Origin of the sequence: Nocardia sp. NPDC046473, assembly GCF_040645995.1 — a bacterium.
Lineage (GTDB): Bacteria > Actinomycetota > Actinomycetes > Mycobacteriales > Mycobacteriaceae > Nocardia.
In genome coordinates this window covers 1-16,651 of the sequence record NZ_JBEYZJ010000017.1, presented here as the reverse complement: position 1 = coordinate 16,651, position 16,651 = coordinate 1, and the positions used below count along the sequence as shown (strand labels likewise).

At 68.1% G+C, this 16,651-nt stretch carries 14 protein-coding genes; 11 read left to right on the top strand and 3 right to left on the bottom strand.

What is annotated here, in order from left to right:
* Positions 1-35: 35 nt before the first annotated feature.
* From ABZ942_RS43180 to ABZ942_RS43155, 6 genes are all read left to right on the top strand, one after another.
* Entirely contained in the window at positions 36-1,250 is a 1,215-nt protein-coding gene (locus ABZ942_RS43180; RefSeq protein WP_357392084.1) for an AAA family ATPase, read from the top strand.
* 116 nt (positions 1,251-1,366) lie between these two features.
* The gene (locus tag ABZ942_RS43175) at positions 1,367-2,278 is read left to right on the top strand and encodes a DUF58 domain-containing protein (RefSeq protein ID WP_357392168.1); all 912 of its coding nucleotides are present in this window, start codon (positions 1,367-1,369) and stop codon (positions 2,276-2,278) included.
* Positions 2,275-3,279, top strand: coding sequence for a VWA domain-containing protein (locus ABZ942_RS43170; protein WP_357392083.1), 1,005 nt, complete (start codon positions 2,275-2,277; stop codon positions 3,277-3,279). Before ABZ942_RS43175 ends, ABZ942_RS43170 begins: the two co-directional genes overlap by 4 nt.
* 114 nt (positions 3,280-3,393) lie before the next feature.
* Complete coding sequence (fabG1, locus tag ABZ942_RS43165) at positions 3,394-4,110, top strand: 3-oxoacyl-ACP reductase FabG1 (protein WP_357392082.1); 717 nt, start codon at positions 3,394-3,396, stop codon at positions 4,108-4,110.
* A 78-nt stretch (positions 4,111-4,188) separates the two neighbouring features.
* The gene (gene inhA / locus ABZ942_RS43160) at positions 4,189-5,025 is read left to right on the top strand and encodes an NADH-dependent enoyl-ACP reductase InhA (RefSeq protein WP_357392081.1); all 837 of its coding nucleotides are present in this window, start codon (positions 4,189-4,191) and stop codon (positions 5,023-5,025) included.
* 18 nt (positions 5,026-5,043) lie between these two features.
* Positions 5,044-6,108: a ferrochelatase gene (locus ABZ942_RS43155; RefSeq protein ID WP_357392080.1), complete on the top strand. Its 1,065-nt coding sequence runs from the start codon at positions 5,044-5,046 to the stop codon at positions 6,106-6,108.
* Positions 6,109-6,789: 681 nt separating this feature from the next.
* On the opposite strand, the gene ABZ942_RS43150 is transcribed toward ABZ942_RS43155, so the two are convergent.
* From ABZ942_RS43150 to ABZ942_RS43140, 3 genes are all read right to left on the bottom strand, one after another.
* Positions 6,790-7,566, bottom strand: a complete 777-nt coding sequence (locus ABZ942_RS43150; RefSeq protein WP_357392079.1) for a serine protease — start codon at positions 7,564-7,566, stop codon at positions 6,790-6,792.
* 133 nt (positions 7,567-7,699) lie between these two features.
* On the bottom strand, positions 7,700-8,515 hold the full coding sequence (locus ABZ942_RS43145; protein WP_357392078.1) for a hypothetical protein: 816 nt from the start codon (positions 8,513-8,515) through the stop codon (positions 7,700-7,702).
* 90 nt (positions 8,516-8,605) lie between these two features.
* Entirely contained in the window at positions 8,606-9,433 is an 828-nt protein-coding gene (locus ABZ942_RS43140; RefSeq protein WP_357392077.1) for a DUF3097 domain-containing protein, read from the bottom strand.
* A 140-nt stretch (positions 9,434-9,573) separates the two neighbouring features.
* Between ABZ942_RS43140 and ABZ942_RS43135 the strand changes: the two genes are divergently transcribed.
* The 5 genes from ABZ942_RS43135 to ABZ942_RS43115 all read left to right on the top strand — a co-directional run bounded on the left by ABZ942_RS43135 (position 9,574) and on the right by ABZ942_RS43115 (position 16,451).
* A complete protein-coding gene (locus tag ABZ942_RS43135; protein WP_357392076.1) occupies positions 9,574-10,005 on the top strand; it encodes an NfeD family protein in 432 nt (143 codons plus the stop codon).
* Positions 10,005-11,327: an SPFH domain-containing protein gene (locus tag ABZ942_RS43130; RefSeq protein WP_357392075.1), complete on the top strand. Its 1,323-nt coding sequence runs from the start codon at positions 10,005-10,007 to the stop codon at positions 11,325-11,327. The genes ABZ942_RS43135 and ABZ942_RS43130 overlap by 1 nt, the downstream gene beginning before the upstream one ends.
* A 33-nt stretch (positions 11,328-11,360) precedes the next feature.
* Positions 11,361-12,656, top strand: coding sequence for an ABC transporter substrate-binding protein (locus tag ABZ942_RS43125; protein WP_357392074.1), 1,296 nt, complete (start codon positions 11,361-11,363; stop codon positions 12,654-12,656).
* A complete protein-coding gene (locus tag ABZ942_RS43120; protein ID WP_357392073.1) occupies positions 12,653-14,476 on the top strand; it encodes a hypothetical protein in 1,824 nt (607 codons plus the stop codon). Before ABZ942_RS43125 ends, ABZ942_RS43120 begins: the two co-directional genes overlap by 4 nt.
* Before the next feature lie 265 nt (positions 14,477-14,741).
* Positions 14,742-16,451 carry a tetratricopeptide repeat protein gene (locus ABZ942_RS43115; RefSeq protein ID WP_357392072.1) on the top strand — a complete coding sequence of 570 codons (1,710 nt, stop codon included), beginning with the start codon at positions 14,742-14,744 and terminating at the stop codon, positions 16,449-16,451.
* Positions 16,452-16,651 lie beyond the last annotated feature (200 nt).

Here is a 16,651-nt window from a genome sequence, read left to right as displayed (position 1 = left end):
GTGGCAGCACGCACAGGACCAAGGCGAAAGCGGGGATGTTGGTGACTTCGACAGACGGTGTGAGCGGGGCGAATTTGGCGAAAGATGCGCCAGCGTCCACGCCTAGCACCCTGGAGCGTGACGTCCAGACCCTGGAGAAGGCGATCTATGAGGTCAAGCGGGTAATCGTCGGCCAGGATCGACTGGTCGAGCGGCTGCTCGTCGGCGTGCTCGCGCGTGGTCACGTCCTGCTCGAAGGCGTGCCCGGCATCGCGAAGACGCTGGCCGTGGAGACCTTCGCCAAGGTGATCGGCGGCTCGTTCTCCCGGGTGCAGTTCACCCCGGACCTGGTGCCCACCGACCTCATCGGTACCCGTATCTACCGGCAGGGCCGCGAGGAATTCGACACCGAGCTCGGCCCGGTCGTCGCGAACTTCGTGCTCGCCGACGAGATCAACCGCGCGCCCGCGAAGGTGCAGTCGGCGCTGCTCGAGGTGATGGCCGAGCGGCACGTGTCGATCGGCGGCAAGACCTACCCGATGCCGAACCCGTTCCTGGTGATGGCGACGCAGAACCCGATCGAGAGCGAGGGCGTGTACCCGCTGCCCGAGGCGCAGCGCGACCGCTTCCTGTTCAAGGTCGTCGTCGACTACCCCTCGGTCGAGGAAGAGCGCGAGATCATCTACCGGATGGGTGTCACCCCGCCGGAGGCGACGCGCATCCTGACTCCCGAGGACGTGGTCCGGCTGCAGCAGGTCGCGGCCTCCGTCTTCGTGCACCACGCACTGGTCGACTACGTGGTCCGGGTGATCGCGGCGACCCGCAAGCCCGCCGACTTCGGCATGCAGGACGTGGCCAGCTGGATCGCCTACGGCGCCTCGCCGCGCGCCAGCCTCGGCATCATCGCCGCGGCCCGCGCCGTCGCGCTGATCCGCGGCCGCGATTACGTGGTGCCGCAGGACGTGGTCGAGGTGATCCCGGACGTGCTGCGCCACCGCCTGGTGCTGTCCTACGACGCGCTGGCCGACGAGATCAGCCCGGAGGAAGTGATCAAGCGGGTGCTGCAGACCATCGGCATGCCGCAGGTCGCGCCGCAGGCCGTCGCGCCGAGCGCGCCGCCGGTCAATTCCGGTGCACCGCAGCAGGTTCCGCAGCAGAACGGGCCGCAAGGCGCGGTGCCGCAGCCCACGCAGCAGGGCGTTCCGCAGCCGGTGCCGCAGCAGCCGAACGGGCAGCAGTCCCAGCCCGCCGGCAACGTTCAGAACAAGTGACCGCGGCGCGCGAACCGCTTCCGCCCGTGTCTACCCACCCCCGGTCGGCTCCGCCTCCCTACCAACCCCCAGCGGGCACGTCGTCGCACGCACCGCCCTCGTTCCACGCGGGCGAGCTGACCGACCCGCGGCTGGCCGCGGCGCTGAAAACGCTAGAGCTGACCGTGCGCCGCAGGCTCGACGGCGTGCTGCACGGCGACCACCTCGGCCTCATCCCCGGCCCCGGCTCCGAGCCGGGCGAGGCGCGCACCTATCAGCCGGGTGACGATGTGCGGCAGATGGATTGGTCGGTCACCGCCCGCACCACCCATCCGCACGTGCGGCAGACCGTCGCCGACCGCGAGCTGGAAACCTGGATGGTCGTCGACCTGTCGGCCAGCCTCGACTTCGGCACCGCGCTGTGCCAGAAGCGGGATCTGGCGATTGCCGCCGCGGCCGCCATCACCCATCTCACCAGCGGTGGTGGTAACCGGATCGGCGCCGTCGTCGCGACCGGCGAGGAACTGGTCCGAGTGCCCGCGCGCAGCGGACGGGTGCACGCCCAGTCGCTGCTGCGCAGCATCGCGACCACCCCGCACGCCCGCGACGGCGTGCGCGGCGATCTGCGCGGCGGCATCGAATCGCTGCGCCGCCCGCAACGCAAGCGCGGCCTCGCGGTGATCATCAGCGACTTCCTCGGCGACATCGACTGGCAGCGTTCGCTGCGCGCCATCTCGGCGCGGCACGACCTGCTCGCGGTGGAGGTGCTCGACCCGCGCGACCTGTCGCTGCCCGACGTCGGCGACGTCGTGCTGCACGACCCGGAGACCGGGCGCACCCGCGAATTCAGCGTGACGCCAACGCTGCGCGCCGATTTCGCGGCCGCCGCGCAGCGGCATCGGGATCAGGTCGAAGAGGCGTTGCGCAGTTGCGGCGCGCCCGTGCTCACCCTGCAGACCGATCGGGACTGGATCTCCGACGTGGTCCGGTTCGTGTCCACCCGGCGCCACAGCTTGGGCGCCCCTAGCGGGCGGGTGCCTCGCCAGTGAGTATTTCGCATTTCACCGCGCAGATCTGGCTCGGCTTCCTGGCCGTCGTCGCGCTGATCGCGCTCGGCTACATCCTGGTCCAGCGCAGCAGGCACAAGCACATGCTGCAGTTCAGCAACATGGAGCTGCTGGAGAAGGTGGCCCCGTCGCGGCCGAGCCAGTTCCGGCACGTGCCCGTCGCGCTGATGCTGGTCGGCCTGGTCTTCCTCACCGTCGCGGCCGCCGGGCCCACCGCGGTCAAGAAGGTGCCGCGCAATCGCGCGACCGTCATTCTGGTGATGGACGTTTCGCTGTCCATGGAGGCCACCGACGTGCCGCCGACCCGGCTGCAGGTGGCGCAGAAGGCGGGCAAGGAGTTCGTCGACGGACTCACGCCCGGCATCAACCTCGGTTTCGTCACCTTCGCGGGCACCGCCTCGGTGATGGTCTCGCCGACCACGAACCGGGAAGCCGTCAAGGCCGCTATCGACAACATCAAGCTGGCCGAGCGCACCGCGACCGGTGAGGGCATCTTCACCGCGCTCAATTCCATCGATACGCTCGCCTCGGTGCTCGGTGGGGCGGAGACGCCGCCGCCCGCACGCATCGTGCTGATGTCCGACGGTAAGCAGACCGTGCCGGACGACAAGGACGTCGACAATCCACGGCACGGCTTCACCGCAGCGCGGCTCGCCAAGAACAAGGGCGTGCCGGTCTCGACGATCTCGTTCGGTACCGAATGGGGGTCGGTGGAGATTCCTGACCAGGACGGACAGGGTTCGCAGCGGGTCAAGGTGCCCGTCGACAACGACTCGTTGCGCGAGATCGCCAAGCTCTCCGGCGGTGATTTCTATACCGCGTCGAGCCTGGCGGAACTGACCGCCGTCTACGACACTCTCGAACAGCAGATCGGTTACGAGCTGACCAGGGGTGATGCGAGCAGGCCCTGGCTGTTGCTCGGCATGCTGCTGGTCGCCGCCGGCGTCGTCACCGGATTGCTTTATCGTCAACGCCTGCCGTAACCGCCATGCGACTGTGGCATCCACCAAGGTATGCGGCCTCGCGCATTCGCGACCCGCAAGCGCTTCTCGGAGCCAAGGCGCGGCGTCCGAACCTCACCAGATAGGTTGTCCGTCATGTCGAACAACACATCCCGGTCTGTCCTCGTCACCGGCGGTAATCGCGGCATCGGCCTCGCGGTCGCGCAGCGGCTGCTCGCCGACGGTCACAAGGTGGCCGTCACGCATCGCGGCTCGGGGGTGCCGGACGGCCTGTTCGGCGTGAAATGCGATGTGACCGATAGTGCTTCGGTCGATGCCGCGTTCACCGAGGTCGAAGAGAAGCAGGGGCCGGTCGAGGTGCTCGTCGCGAACGCGGGTATCACCGATGACACGTTGCTGATGCGGATGACCGAGGAGCAGTTCACCCGGGTTATCGATGCGAACCTGACCGGTGCGTTCCGCTGTGCCAAGCGGGCTAACCGCGCGATGCTGCGGGCGCGCTGGGGCCGGATGATCTTCCTCGGTTCTGTGGTCGGCCTCGGCGGTGGCCCCGGCCAGATCAACTACGCGTCGTCCAAGGCTGGTGTCATCGGTCTGGCGCGTTCGATCACCCGTGAGCTCGGCTCGCGTTCGATCACCGCGAACGTGGTCGCGCCCGGCTTCATCGAGACCGACATGACCGCGGAACTGCCGCAGGATCTGCGCGACACCGCCAAGAAGTTCATTCCGCTGCAGCGCCTCGGCACGCCGGAAGACGTTGCGGCCGTGGTCAGCTTCCTCGCCTCGGAGGATTCTCGCTACGTGTCCGGCGCGATCATCCCGGTCGACGGTGGCATGGGTATGGGCCACTGACCTAACGGACCCGGCGACCACCGAAACCTCGGCGGCCGCAAGCAATTCCACACTCGACTCCAGGAGAACCGAAAACTTATGGGCGGACTGCTCGAAGGTAAGACCATTCTGGTCACCGGCATCATCACCGACTCGTCGATCGCGTTCCACGCGGCCGCCGTCGCGCAGGAGCAGGGCGCGAAGGTGATCATCACCGGCATTCCGGAGCGGCTGCGGCTGATCGACCGGATCGCCAAGCGGCTGCCGCAAGAGGTTCCTCCGGCCATCCCGCTCGACGTCACCAACGAGGAAAACCTCGGTGAGCTGGCGGACAAGCTGCGCGAGCTGGCGCCCGAGGGTGTCGACGGCGTGCTGCACTCGATCGCGTTCGCGCCGCGCACCCTGATGGGTCCGGAAGCACTGCCGTTCCTCGACGGACCGGGCCCGGACGCGGCCAAGGCGTTCGAGATCTCGGCGTGGAGCTACGCGTCGCTGGCCCGCGCGGTGCTGCCGGTGATGAACGAGCGCGGCTCGATCGTCGGCATGGACTTCGATCCGCGCACGGCGATGCCGTTCTACAACTGGATGGGTGTGGCGAAGGCCGCGCTCGAGTCGGTCAACCGGTACGTGGCGCGAGAGGTGGGCGCCGCCAAGAAGATTCGCTCGAACCTGGTCGCCGCCGGTCCGATCAAGACCCTCGCGGCCAAGGCCATCGCGGGCACCGCGACCGACGACGCCGCCAAGCTCAACCAGCTCAACGAGTACTGGGACGGCGCGTCGCCGATCGGCTGGGACGTCGATGACCCGACGGTGGTCGCCAAGTCGATCGTCGCGCTGCTGTCGGACTGGCTGCCGGGCACGACCGCGTCGATCATCTACGTCGACGGCGGAGCCAGCCACAACACCTGGTTCCCCGAGGGCATGTCGATCAACTGATCTTCTTAGGAGGGCATTGTGGTTCGGGCTGCCGACGCACTTCTGCTGCTGTCCTTCGGCGGCCCGGAACGCCCCGAGGACGTGATGCCGTTCTTGGAGAACGTCACTCGGGGCCGGGGCGTGCCGCGCGAACGCCTGGAAGAGGTCGCGCAGCACTACCTGCACTTCGGCGGAGTCTCGCCGATCAACGGGTTGAACCGGGACATCATCGCCGCGGTCGAGGCCGAATTGGCCACGGCGGGTATCGATCTCCCGGTGTACTTCGGTAATCGGAACTGGTCTCCGATGGTGGAGGACACCGTCGCGCGGATGGCCGCCGACGGTGTTCGGTCCGCTCTGGTGTTCCCCACGTCCGCGTGGGGTGGTTACTCGGGTTGCCTGCAGTATCACGAGGACATCGCCAGGGCTCGAACCGCTTTCGGTGACGATGCACCGGATCTGGTCAAGTTGCGGCAGTACTTCGACCATCCGTTGTTGATCGAGGCCTTCGCCGACGCGATTCGGGCGGCGCGGGAAGAACTTCCGGCCGATCGGCGTGCCGGTGCGCGGCTCGTCTTCACCGCGCACTCCATTCCGTTGAGCGCCGACACTGCCGCTGGACCGCCTGCCGACGGCGGTCATCTGTACAGCCGTCAGGTCGCTGAAGCCGCCCGGTTGTCCGCTGCCGCAACAGGTTTCACGGATTACGACGTTGTCTGGCAGTCGCGCTCCGGCCCGCCGCAGGTGCCGTGGCTCGACCCCGACATCGTCGATCATCTCGACAACCTCTCGGCGAAGAAGTTCGATGCCGTGATCGTCTGCCCCGTCGGTTTCGTCTCCGACCACCTGGAGGTGATCTGGGATCTGGACAACGAGGCGAAAGAGAAAGCCGCCGAACTCGGCATGGCCTTCGCCCGCGCCGCCACCCCCGGCACCGACCCGCGCTTCGCCCAGCTGGTCGTCGAATTGATCGATGAGCAGCTGAACGACACCGCCTCGCGCCACCTCGGCGAGGTCCCCGGCTACGGCTGCACGCTCAACGGCACACCCTGCGCCGTGGGATGCTGTGCGCCACCGAAGCGACCGGTTGCCACCGGGAACTAACGCGAATCCGCCTGCGATAGCATCGGACCCGCCTTCGAAGAAAGCCGAAGCGGCGGCGAAAGTGGGTTCGGCGTCCAACTCGCCACGCTAACAGCAGAATCTGCACTCTCTCTCGGGATCGGCACTGGCTTTAGGGCCCTATTCCGAGTGCCGATCCCGAGACAGAGTGCAGATCCTCGGGCACACCGACCCCCGGACCACCCGGCGGGCTTGATCGACCACGTAGAAACCGCCACCGACCACCTCACGGGGCTGATCGACCCCCAAAACCGCCACCGACCACCCACTCTTGCCCAAAGCGCTTGTGACGCAACCACAACCCGATGACCACCTCCACAACGCGACACCGCGCGCCTGACGTGCACCTAAAGTCGGGTACGGCACACGACGCGCCCACACTACTCACAGGAAAACGTGGATAGGTCTTCAGCTCATTGAGCTGGTCACCTTGGGAAATCCTTAGGTGCACTTGCCCGGATAGGTATACCTATCCAAGGGAATGACCAAGTGCTGAGCACGTCAGGTGGGTCCCCGCCTTTCTCTTCCGCAGCCTGTGATGGGCAACGCTCGAGTTCCAGCGTGAGGACTGGCTGTGGTCCGGTTGAAAGAGGCTGGGGAAATCGAGGCGAGTCAAATGGTCGTTGGTGTCATCGAGGCGAGTCAAATGGCTGCTGTTGAAGATCAATTGGCGACCATATGACTCGACTCGATGAAGTTGGTTGGGATGCGGGCGTAGACGCCGGGGAAGCCAGGGCGGGCGGCGCCTTTGCCCCATGAGGTGAGGCCGACCAGTTGTCCGTCTACGAGAAGTGGTCCGCCGCTGTCGTATTCGGCGGTGTCGGCTTCGGGAGAACCGGCGCAGAGCATGTTGTTCGGGTCGAACGCGGAGCCGTACGCCGTGGCACAGTCGGCATCCGGGACGAGCGGGACGGTGGCTCGGCGCAGATGGGTGTTGGTCTCGTCGGCCTCCGACGTGGCGCCCCAGCCGAGAATGGTGCCGGTCTTCGCCTGGGCGGCACCGACTTTCACGAACGGGCCGGGCTGGGGATGGTCCAGGGTGAGGACGGCGAGATCGTTGTGGTGCACGGTCTCGCCGTCGAGGTCGGTGTCGTAGAAGTCGGGGTGGACGCGAATCTCCTTGACGTGCACCTCGACTCCGTCGGCGTCGCGCAAGTCGGTGCGCCCGAAGGTGACCGTCACCGCCTGGGGGGCCAGTTTCGCGACCGACACACAATGCGCCGCCGTGAGCACCTGGTCGGGCGCGATCAGCGCGCCACCGCAGAATTGGCCGGAGGGCCTGGTGAAGAACAGCGGACTACCGACCGCGCCGAGCCACGGGTAGGCACTCGCCTCGGTCTCGGTGCCGCCGACGATCGCCGACGCGGGCGCTGCGGCGGGTAGGCCGAGGGCGAGCAGTGCGGCGACGAGGGTCGCGGCGCCGCGACGCGGAAAATTCATGTCATACCGCCTGCTGAGAGGGCTGGAGGGTCGCACCATTCAACCAGATGGAAGGACGTGGCGGCCGCCCTGTCCGGAACGTCCGTGTTGCCCGCTTCGTCGATCGACCCGAGTGCCGCCGGAGTCGTCGAATTCACGGCGTGCTGCGGGCCGCCGCATGAATGGCCACCAGGCGCGCGGCTCGGATCGCGTCCCACAGCGGACGTAGTAGTGACTCCTGTGCGCCGATCGCACTCGCCGAGGTCGGCGAGGACGCCGGTTCCCGTTGTGCCACAGTGAGTATCGCCGCGACGTGATCGGCGGTATCGAGAATCTTCCTGGCCCGCAACGGGATCGAGCCGGGGTAGTCGTGCCGCGAGTAGTCCGCGAGCTCGGCCTCGATGAGTTCGCGCGGGTCCGAGTCGGCCGAGCCGACCGAGGTGGTGTGCAGTTGCAGCAGCGCGTCGGCGGCGTCGCGGACCGCCTCGCGCATCGCGTATTCGGCCTCGCCGAGCGACATGTCCTGGCCGGGCACCGGCGGAATCGGCGTGCTGTAGACGGCCCACTGCAGTGTGTCCTCGTCGGTCCACTGCGGGATGAGACCGGTGCCCTCGGTGCCGGGCACCCCGATCAGCAGCCCCTCCTCCGCCTCGATCGCGTCGGCCGCGAAGGCGGTGCCTGCGGGCAGGCCGCGCACGTCGCCCGGCACCGGGAGCACCAGCCGCAGCTGGGCGCCGGGCTGGGCCATACTCTCGCGAATCACCTTGAGCAGCGCCATCATTCCGGTACCGGGCAGGTTGCCGCGGGACGACCACGGCAGGTCGGTGCGGCCACCGGTGACCGGATCACCGGCGGCGATGGTGTGCTGGGGCGCCCACGCGTGCAGGGCCTCCAATACGTCGTCGGGCGCGCTACAGCCGGCCAGCCATGAGCCGGCCCACACCGTCAGCGTGGCACTAGGAGAGCACATAATTATCGAGCATAAAGGGTGACGGTTATTCGCGGGCATTCCCGGAAAGGGCATTCCTGAGCAGGGGTGCGAGGCACCCTTGCGGACCTGCTATTCCGGTTCGGTGACGAAGTCGATGAGGCGTTCCACCGCACCGATGAGCGGTGCCTCCAAGTCGCGGAAGGACTCGACGGAGTTGTAGACGCGCCGCCAGCCCTGCTGTGGCGTGCCCCACCCCAAGCGATCGCAAATGCCGGTTTTCCAGTCTTCGCCGCGCGGCACCTGCGGCCAGGCCGCGATCCCGACGGTCGCCGGGCGCACCGCCTGCCAGACGTCGATGTACGGATGGCCGGTAACCAGCACGTTCGCGCCGAGCCCGGTGGTCAGCTGCGTTTCCTTGGATCCGGTGACCAGATGGTCGACCAGCACGCCGACCCGCCGGCCGGGTCCGGGCGCGAATTCGGTGAGCCGCTCGGCCAGATTGTCCAGGCCTTCCAGATGCTCGACCACCACGCCCTCGACCCGAAGGTCGTGTCCCCAAACCCGCTCGACCAGCGCGGCGTCGTGCACGCCCTCCACCCAGATCCGGCTGGTCCGGGCGACCCGGGCGCGCAGCCCCTCCACCCGGGTCGAGCCGGATGCGGAGCGCGTTTCCTTCTTCGGCGCCGCTGTGGTCGGCCGGATCAACGTCACGGGTTCGCCGTCGATGAGGAACGCAGCTTCGCGCATCGCGAACAGCCGCACCGCGCCGCGCGCGTCCTCGAGTTTCACGAACTCGCCGTCGTAGCTGCGATCGAAACCGACCACGGCGCCGCAGAATCCGCTGGCCGCGTCCTCGACCACCAGGTCGCGATCCGCCGTGACCTGCGGTACCGCGCGCTTTTTCGCTCGGGAGTGTCCGGCGAAGATGTCGCCGCCATAGCTGTTATGCCCGCTCACCCGCCTGAAGCTAGCACCGCCGCTGGCGATTTCGATACAGCGGCACGGCCAGCGCGTCCGCGCGCGATTCGTGATTCACCCGAGATCTGTAGTCGCGTCAGTGCGGCCCGAGATCATCACCCGCGCACTAGAGTGGTTTTGTGGCCGCAATAGTTTGGCTGGTCGCGGGCATCCTGCTCGCGGCGGCGGAGATGCTCACCGGCGACCTGACGCTGCTCATGCTCGGTGTCGCCGCGCTCGGCACCGCGGGCGTCAGCGCTGTCGCGGACACCACGCTGGTGGTGGATGCCCTCGTCTTCGGCGTGCTCACACTGGTGCTGTTCCTCGGCGTGCGGCCGCTGCTGCGGCGCCGCTTCGGCACGCCGCCGCCGATTCCGACGAACGTGGCTGCGTTGGAAGGCAAGTCGGCGGTGGTGCTGGAGCGGGTCGCCGAGCATTCCGGTCAGGTGAAACTGGGCGGCGAAGTCTGGACCGCGCGGCCGATGGACGAGTCCGAGGTCTATGAACCGGGTACGAAGGTGTATGTCATGAGGATCGAAGGCGCGACCGCCGTCGTCTGGAAGGGGCCGTAATGGCTGTACTGATCGTTGCCGCCGTACTCGTACTTTTGGTTGTGGTGGTGGTGTTCAAGTCGATCGCGCTGGTGCCGCAGGCCGAGGCGGCGGTGATCGAGCGGCTCGGCCGGTATTCGCGCACGGTGTCGGGCCAGCTGACGTTCCTCGTCCCGTTCGCCGACCGCATCCGCGCCAAGGTGGACCTGCGCGAGCGGGTGGTGTCGTTCCCGCCGCAGCCGGTGATCACCGAGGACAACCTCACGCTGCACATCGACACCGTGGTGTATTTCCAGGTCACCAGCCCGCAGGCCGCGGTCTACGAGATCAGCAACTACATTGCGGCGGTCGAGCAGCTCACCGTCACGACGCTGCGCAACGTGGTCGGCGGCATGACGCTGGAGCAGACGCTGACCTCGCGCGACCAGATCAACGGCCAGCTGCGCGGCGTGCTGGACGAGGCGACCGGACGCTGGGGCCTGCGGGTCGCGCGCGTCGAGCTGAAGAGCATCGACCCGCCCGCATCGATCCAGGAGTCGATGGAAAAGCAGATGAAGGCCGACCGCGAGAAGCGCGCGATGATCCTCACCGCCGAGGGCACCCGCGAATCGCAGATCAAGATGGCCGAGGGTTCCAAGCAGGCCCAGGTCCTCTCCGCCGAAGGCGCCAAGCAGTCGGCGATCCTGGAGGCCGAAGGTGAACGGCAGAGCCGCATCCTGCGCGCGCAGGGTGAGCGGGCCGCCTCCTACCTGCAGGCGCAGGGCCAGGCCAAGGCCATCGAAAAGGTCTTCGCTGCAATCAAGAACGGCAAGCCGACGCCGGAACTGCTTGCCTACCAATACATGCAGACGCTGCCGATGGTCGCGCGCGGCGACGCCAACAAGGTGTGGCTGGTGCCCAGCGACTTCGGCAAGGCGCTCGAAGGATTCGCCACCAGCTTCGCCAGCAAGGGCGAGGACGGCATCTTCCGCTACGAGGCGCCCGCTGCCGACAGCGAACCGACCAAGGTAGAGGACGACTCCGAGGATGTCGCGGACTGGTTCGACACCGCGCCCGACCCCGCCATCGAACGTGCGGTGCGCGCGGCGGAGGAGACCGCCCGCAAGCCGGTGGACGGCCTGATGACCGCGGCCACGCCCACTGCGCATGAGGCGTCGCCGCATCAGGCGGTGCTGCCGTCGCGCGAGGAGGCGTACCAGCCGCCGCGGGAGACACCGCCGCAACAGCAGCTGCCGCAACAACAACCGCCACAGCAGCAGCCCCCGCAGCAGCAACCGCCGGTCTACCGCCCCGACGACCCGCACGGTCGGCCGTGGCAGCCGCCGGAGAACTTCTCGAAGTAAGCGGTCGCAGGAAGTAGCCGGGCCCGGGGGGATATGCGAAGCAGGCGGGAACTACTGCAAGTGGCGCTGATCGCGCCGCTGGCAGCCGCCTGTGCCCCGAATCTACTGCTCGGCAATCCCGGTGCGGTCCGCATCGGGGTGTCGTGGAGCGGTTCCGAGCTGGCGGCGTTCCGGGCGGTGCTCGCTCGCCTCGGCTACGACAGTCAGGTGGATGTCGTTCCGCTCGGCGACGAGATCGAGACCGCGTTCACGGCGGGTGGTCGTTCCGCGCCGGATATCGTGATGCTGCCGCAGGCGGGTCGGGTGCAGCCGCTCGCCGAACAGGGCAAGTTGCGGCCGGTCCGCGACACGCTGTGGTCCGACGAGCTCGGCTCGCGCTACCCAGACGTGTGGCGGCAGTTGTTGCAGGACAACGGGAAACCGTATGGCGTGCCGTTCAAGGCGGCGGACAAGTCGATGGTCTGGTACGACCGGCAACTTGTCGACCAGTACGGTCTCGGGGACCCGATCGGCTGGACGCTCGCTGACTGGCTCGACCGGATGGAGGTGCTCGCCGAGACGCCTGTTCGGTTGCTCGCTCTCGGCGCGGCGGACGGCTGGGTGCTCTCCGATGTGTTCGAGAACGCGTTGCTGGCCGAATCGCCGCGGATCTACGACGAGGTGGCCGCTGCACGCAATGCCCGTACCTGGGAGAGCCCGGGGGTGCGGGCGGCATTCAATCACCTCGGCTCGCTGTGGGGACATCGGCACGCGTTTCCCGGTGGCGTCGCCGCCGCGTTGACCCGTCAATTCCCGGACGCGGTCCGTGAGGTTTTCGAGCATCGGCGCGCGGTGATGGTCGTCGAGGCGGACTTCGCCGAGCCGATCGTCCGCGCCGCTGTCCAGCGCTCCGGGCGGCGCGTCGACGACGTGGTCGGCGTCGCTGCCTTTCCCGCCGTCGCGGCCGATCAGGATCCGCCACGGATCGTCGGCGGCGACGTCATGGTCGTCACCGAGTCGGCGACCGACCGCGCCATGGAAGTGGTTGGCGCCCTTGCCGATCCCGCGGCCCCGCTGCCCTGGATCGAGAACTACGGCGGCTTCATCGCACCGAACCTCCGCACCAACGCCCGATACTCACCTTTCCTCGCCCCCTCCGCCCGCACCCTGAGCAGTCGCAGCGCCTTCGACCTGTCCGATCGAATCGGCGCGGTCGGCGGCCGAAACGGATTGTGGCGCATACTGACCGACTTCCTGATCGCGGTGGGGGACGGGAAGACCGAACGGCTCGATGACGCGACGGATCGTGCGATCGCGGCGCTCGACGCGGTGGATCGGGGGCAGCGATGACGGGTTCGCCTGACTTTCAGGCCAATGGGTTGCGGTTGGAGCTTGCTACTCGTCGGATGCGTGGGCCGTTGGTGGCGGGGAGTCATCCGCGGCGGTGGATCGGGTGGGCGGCTGGGCTTCCCGCGACGGTGTTGACGGTGTCGTTGGTTGCGGTGCCGGTGGTGTGGACGGTGGTGCTTGCGGTGCGGGCGCGGCCGTTGGTTGTCGGGTCGTGTGTGCTGGTGGCGTTGGGTGCGGTGGGGTTGACGCAGCTGGTGCGGCATCGGTGGTATTCGGGAATTCGGTTGGTGCTGTGGCCGATTGCGTTGGTTGTTGTTGTCGTGGGGTTGTGGGTGCTCGGTGGTGCGTTGGGGCGCGACGGTAGCTGGGCGTATCTGCGGACGTTGGTGTGGGTGCTGTTCGGCGTTGTGCTGCTCGCGGTGGCGTTGGGGATCGCCTGGTGGGGAAGGGATTCGCGGTGGTTGTGGCGGCCGCTGATCGTGCCGTTCGGGATCTCGGTGCTGGTGTCGGGAGTGGCTTTTCGGCTGATCTTCCAGTATCTCGGGGATCGGCTCGGCATCGAAAGTGTTGGTGTTTACCGGTTTTGGTTCGCGGTGATGCTGGGGTCGGCGTTTCTGTGGACCTGGCTCGGCTTCGTCACCGGGTTGTTCCGTGCCGGTATCCGCGCCATCGAGACCGACCCGGTCCGCGCCGGCTACCTGCATCGTGGCGACGACAGGCCATTGCCGTTACGGCTCTACGAATTACTGCGTCCGGTGGTGCTGATCGTCGGACTTGCCGTGGGTGTGGCGGCCGCGCGGGTGTTCGACGTGGTGTTGATCGGGGTGCCGGGTTCGATGCAGTACCAGGTCGACAGCGCGACCGTGCACTGGTGGCGATTGGCCGTCGACTCCGATGTCGGCGCGGGCGAGGCGGCCGTGTACGGGTTGCCGCTCGCGGTGCTGGTCGGTTTCGTGGCGTGGCTGCTGCAGACCGACGTGAGCAGGCATCGCACCAGCTGGTCCGCGCAGGCGGAACTGTCCGGGGCGCAGGCGCGCCAACGCCTCGGACTCGGTCGGGCCCTGGGGGTTTCGGCGGTGGCGGCGCTCGCCCTGATCCCGATCGGCGTGCTGATCGTGACCAGCCTGCACGACCGAGACGGTTTCGGTTTCGGCGCGATCACCCGGATGTGGCGCGACCCGGCACTGCTGCGATCGCTGGAAACCACCGCGTGGGTGGCCGCCCTCGCCACGATCATCGTGGTCACCGCGGCAGTGCCGGTGGCGTATCGCCTTGCCGCCCTGCGACCGAACCGTCCTGCCGCAGGCATCGCGGTGGTATTCCTGGTCGTACTCTCGGTGCTCCCGGTGCAGAGCTACCTCGGCCCGCTCGACACCTTCATCGACACCTACGAACTCTCCGGCACCCGAATCCCGTTGATCCTGCTGCACGCAGCCGCCGGACTCCCCATCGCCATCCTCGTCCTACGCGGCGCACTGTTGGCCGCCCCCGGCAGCCCCGCCGCGGACGCCCTGCACGGACTCGCCGGCCCCGGCACCATCGCCCGCCGCGTACTGACCTCCGCGGGCCCGGCCCTCGGCGCGGTAGCCGTCCTCGAATTCATCCAAGTCTGGAACGATTTCGTCATCGGCCTCCTGATCAGCGGCGCAGGCGCAACCCCCTGGTCCCTACTGCTCTGGGGCGAAGCCCGCCAATTCACCGAGAACTCAGCCCAATTGGCAGCAGGCGCGCTGATATCGGCCATCCTCCCGGTAGCCCTACTGCTCGCCACCTGGCGCCGCTGGCTGGTACCCGGCCTCACCGGCGGTGCGCTGCGATGAGTCACGACAGGACCGAAAGACCAGCGCAGCAACATATCTCGTCGCCGTCGGCGTGGGGCGGCCGCAGTGCCGGTGGCTCGGTGGCGATCCAGGCGGCGCGGCAGTCCGGCGATAGTGCGGCTGGTGACTCGGCGGCAGGGCTGGAGAGGTCTGAGCTGACAGGCGGGGGCCGCGTGATGTTATGCCGCGGCGGATCGGACTACCGCGTGCGGCAGACGACGGCTCGGAGTCGGCCGGTGCGGGATTGGGCCACGGAGGTGTCGCGGTGAGTCAACCCGGCGATCAGCGGCGGCTCGATAGTGAGTCGTCGGTGGAGCCGAGCACGCCGAGATCGTCTATCTGGCAGGGGTTTCTGGGTACGGCGTCGGTGGTGGCGTATGCGCTGCTGTTCGAGTTGGCGCGGAATCTGGTGGTGAACTCGTTCGGTGAGAGCACTGCGATGACGGTGCTGGCGGGGACGTTGCGGTGGTTGTCGGTGCTCGTCATTGCAGCCGCGGCGGTCTATGTGGGGTATCGGTTCGTGCTGCGGTATCGCGAAAGGGTCCGCACCGCACAGGAACTGGAGCTGATTGCGGATCTGGTCGAGCCGGGGCCGCCGGTGTTGGCTGTCGATGTGGAGCCGTGTCCGGAGCCGCCGCGCAGTGCGGGCGCGTTGAACGGTCATGTGATCGGCGCGGTGCTGCGGGACCTGCCGGTGCGTGAATTCGAAACGGCCGCACTGCTCGCCGTTCTGACGGCCGCCCTCGATGCGCCGGATCGGTTGCCGCTGGAACAGATTGCGCCGCATCCCACGGCGGCGGTGCTACTGGACGATCTGCAGCAGCGCGGGATCGTGACGCCCGGTGGCGCGCAACGCTATTGCCTCCGGCAGGTGCCACGGCTGCCGGACCGCGCGACGGTGCTCGCGGGACCGCGCTGGCGGGCGGCGTTGACCGCGCTCGTGCACTACTACGCGGACCGCGCCACCCGCTGGGCGATCGCCTTGGAGTCGGTGCGATTCGCCGCCGGCGCGCGTCGCTGGTTCGAGTCCGAGGAGCCGTACCTGCGCAAGTTGGTCGCCGCCTGCGCGTCACTCGGCGCGTCCGTGCCCGACACCCTGGTGCCGGAGCTGGCGCGTATCGGTGATGCGTTGGACGGGTGGTACGCCCGAATCGGCCTGGGGGAGGACGACTCCGGGCTCGCGACCGAACTGTGCGGGGTACCCGGACTGGAAGACCTTGTGCTGCATCGTGATCTGGCGTGGATGCGAGCGGGTCGGCTGCGGGAACGTCCTCAGCGTTATCGGCCTCGCAACCTGTCCACCAGTCTCGCCGCCCGCTGGGAGCACCGCGCCGCGCTGCGCCTGCTCACCGAATCGCCCGTCGACCTGGCCGCGGTGACGGCCCGCTTGGAGGCGTCCTGGTGGCTACTGCCACGAGAAGACGTCGCGGGCGAGGTATGCGCGCTGATCAATCTGGCCGTCGTGCACATCCGGCAGGGTCGGCTCGACGCCGCCCAGGACCGCCTGGAACTGGCCGAATCACTGACCCGCACCGGCCGCGACCCCGACGGACGCGCCCACATCCACGAAACCATGGGCATCGTCTGGTGGACCCGCGGCGAGCCACGCCGTGCCCTGCGCTGCTGGCAACAATCGCTGACCGCGTACCGCACCCTCGCCGACGACCACGGCACCGCCCGCTGCCTGCAACACCTCGGCTCCGCCATGACCGTGGCCCCCGAACACGGCGGCACCCTTCTCGGCGCCGACCCACCCCTCACCCGCACCGAAGTCCAACGCCAGGCCACCGGCTGGCTCGCCGAAGCCCACCGCCTGCACCCCGCCGCCCGCTACGCCGAACACTATGCCGCCCAAGCCCGCTCATCCCTCGCCGAAGCCCGCCACCAATCCGGCCTCCGCCGATTCCTCCCACCCCGCCCCATCGCCCTCGACCACATCGACCGCTGGCCCCTCCCGGTCAACGACCCCCACTGACCGCAAGACCAACGGGACATGGTGGCGGCAATCGCCGAGTAGGCCCGCCGCCATGTCCCGCCGGTGTACCCGCCGTCGTCGGCGGAATCTGCACCCCGTCTCGGGATCCGCACTCGAAATAGGGCCCTAGAGCGAGTGGTCCCGAACGTCGAGGTGGAGGGAGACGAGCTGGCGGCAGTGCAGCATCTGGTCGGCGCCGG

Bases quoted from the DNA above. Each gene is read 5' to 3' on its own strand.
- ABZ942_RS43125 (WP_357392074.1), top strand. From the start codon at position 11,361: ATGCGAAGCAGGCGGGAACTACTGCAAGTGGCGCTGATCGCGCCGCTG.
- ABZ942_RS43150 (WP_357392079.1), bottom strand. From the start codon at position 7,566: ATGAATTTTCCGCGTCGCGGCGCCGCGACCCTCGTCGCCGCACTGCTC.
- ABZ942_RS43145 (WP_357392078.1), bottom strand. From the start codon at position 8,515: ATGTGCTCTCCTAGTGCCACGCTGACGGTGTGGGCCGGCTCATGGCTG.
- ABZ942_RS43130 (WP_357392075.1), top strand. From the start codon at position 10,005: ATGGCTGTACTGATCGTTGCCGCCGTACTCGTACTTTTGGTTGTGGTG.
- ABZ942_RS43180 (WP_357392084.1), top strand. From the start codon at position 36: ATGTTGGTGACTTCGACAGACGGTGTGAGCGGGGCGAATTTGGCGAAA.
- ABZ942_RS43120 (WP_357392073.1), top strand. From the start codon at position 12,653: ATGACGGGTTCGCCTGACTTTCAGGCCAATGGGTTGCGGTTGGAGCTT.
- fabG1 (WP_357392082.1), top strand. From the start codon at position 3,394: ATGTCGAACAACACATCCCGGTCTGTCCTCGTCACCGGCGGTAATCGC.
- inhA (WP_357392081.1), top strand. From the start codon at position 4,189: ATGGGCGGACTGCTCGAAGGTAAGACCATTCTGGTCACCGGCATCATC.